Origin of the sequence: Micromonospora sp. NPDC049580, assembly GCF_040675595.1 — a bacterium.
GTDB lineage: Bacteria > Actinomycetota > Actinomycetes > Mycobacteriales > Micromonosporaceae > Micromonospora.
Genome location: NZ_JBFAPG010000716.1, coordinates 1 through 2,165, shown reverse-complemented (window position 1 = coordinate 2,165; position 2,165 = coordinate 1). Strand labels below are relative to the sequence as shown.

2 protein-coding genes are annotated in these 2,165 nt (G+C 69.0%); both read right to left on the bottom strand.

Annotation, left to right across the window (positions count from 1 at the left end; translation table 11 throughout):
* On the bottom strand, positions 1–1,422 hold a 1,422-nt coding region (sufB, locus tag AB0J68_RS31335), incomplete at its 3' end, for a Fe-S cluster assembly protein SufB (RefSeq protein ID WP_363942398.1).
* A complete protein-coding gene (locus AB0J68_RS31330; protein WP_354860404.1) occupies positions 1,419–2,120 on the bottom strand; it encodes a transcriptional regulator in 702 nt (233 codons plus the stop codon). The genes sufB and AB0J68_RS31330, both read right to left, overlap by 4 nt.
* Between the last annotated feature and the right edge of the window lie 45 nt (positions 2,121–2,165).

The following is a 2,165-nucleotide window of genomic DNA, read 5'->3' as shown; positions in this document are numbered from 1 at the left end:
CGCGCCCTCCATCTGAAGCTCGATCAGGCGGTTCAGCTCCAGGGCGTACTCCATCGGGAGTTCCTTGGCGATCGGTTCGATGAAGCCACGAACGATCATGGCCATCGCCTCGTCCTCGCTCAGGCCCCGGCTCATCAGGTAGAAGAGCTGGTCGTCGCTGATCTTGGAGACGGTCGCCTCGTGCCCCATCGACACGTCGTCCTCGCGGATGTCGACGTACGGGTAGGTGTCCGAGCGCGAGATGGTGTCGACCAGCAGCGCGTCGCACTTGACCGTGCTCCGGCTGTGGTGCGAGCCCTCCAGCACCTGCACCAGACCGCGGTACGAGGTGCGGCCGCCGCCACGGGCGATCGACTTCGACACGATCGTCGAGGAGGTGTGCGGCGCGGCGTGCACCATCTTGGCGCCCGCGTCCTGGTGCTGGCCCTCGCCGGCCATCGCCACCGAGAGCACCTCGCCCTTGGCGTGCTCGCCGGTCATGTAGACCGCCGGGTACTTCATGGTCACCTTGGAGCCGATGTTGCCGTCGACCCACTCCATGGTCGCACCCTCGTGGCAGACGGCGCGCTTGGTGACCAGGTTGTAGACGTTGTTCGACCAGTTCTGGATGGTCGTGTACCGGCAGCGCGCGTTCTTCTTGACGATGATCTCCACGACCGCGCTGTGCAGCGAGTCCGAGGAGTAGAGCGGCGCGGTGCAGCCCTCGACGTAGTGCACGTACGCACCCTCGTCGACGATGATCAGCGTCCGCTCGAACTGGCCCATGTTCTCCGTGTTGATCCGGAAGTAGGCCTGCAGCGGGATGTCCACGCGCACGCCCTTCGGCACGTAGATGAACGAGCCGCCGGACCACACGGAGGTGTTCAGAGCGGCGAACTTGTTGTCGCCGACCGGGATGACCGTGCCGAAGTACTCCTTGAAGACGTCCTCGTGCTCGCGCAGCGCGGTGTCGGTGTCCAGGAAGAGGACGCCCTGCTCCTCAAGGTCCTCACGGATCTTGTGGTAGACGACCTCGGACTCGTACTGCGCCGCGACACCGGCGACCAGCCGCTGCTTCTCCGCCTCCGGGATGCCCAGCCGGTCGTAGGTGTTCTTGATGTCCTCGGGCAGGTCCTCCCAGCTGGTGGCCTGCTTCTCGGTCGACCGCACGAAGTACTTGATGTTGTCGAAGTCGATGCCGGTGAGGTCCGCGCCCCAGGCCGGCATCGGCTTGCGGCCGAACAGCCGCAGACCCTTGAGGCGCAGGTCGAGCATCCAGGCCGGCTCGTTCTTCTTGGCCGAGATGTCCCGCACCACCGCCTCGTTGATGCCGCGCTGGGCGACCGCCCCGGCGGCGTCCGGGTCGGACCAGCCGTACTCGTAGCGACCCAGGGCGGCGAGCTGCTCTTCCTGGGTCAGGGGCTGGACGATCTGCTCGGTCATCTATCTGTCCTCACAGTGGTGACGGGATTACCGGATTGGGCGCGGCCCGGCTGGGTCGGGATGTGCGTGGTGCACACCCCGTCGCCGTGCGCGATGGTGGCCAGGCGTTGTACGTGGGTGCCGACCAGACGGGAGATCACCGCGGTCTCGGCCTCGCACAGCTGGGGAAACTCGGCGGCCACGTGCGCCACCGGGCAGTGGTGCTGGCAGAGCTGGCCGCCGGAGGCGATCGTGGTCGCGTTGGCAGCGTAACCCTCGGCGGTGAGCGCTCCGGCGAGCGCCTCGGCACGCGCGAGGGGGTCGTCGCCGGCGTCCTCCATGGCGGCGCGGCAGCGCGACTCCAGCGCGGACACCTGCTCGGTGGCGAACGCCTCGACCGCGTCCGGGCCTCCGCTGCGGGCGATCCAGCGCAGCGCGGCGGTGGCCATGTTGTCGTAGTGGTGTGTGCCACAGCGGACCCGGGCCGCCTCGGTGAGCACGAAGACCTTGGCCGGACGCCCCCGACCGCGGCTGCCCTGCACCGTCTGCTCGCGGGCGACAACGTCACCGTCGGCGAGCATCGCGTCCAGGTGCCGGCGGATCGCCGCCGGGCTCAGGCCGAGCGCCAGACCGAGCTGCGCGGCGGTCGTCGCGCCCCGCTCCAGCAGCAGCTGGGTGACGCGGTCCCGGGTGGAGATCTCCGTCGCGGCGCCGCCCAGCGCGGACGACGAGGCCCCGACGAGGGCGGACGCGGACGCGGCGGC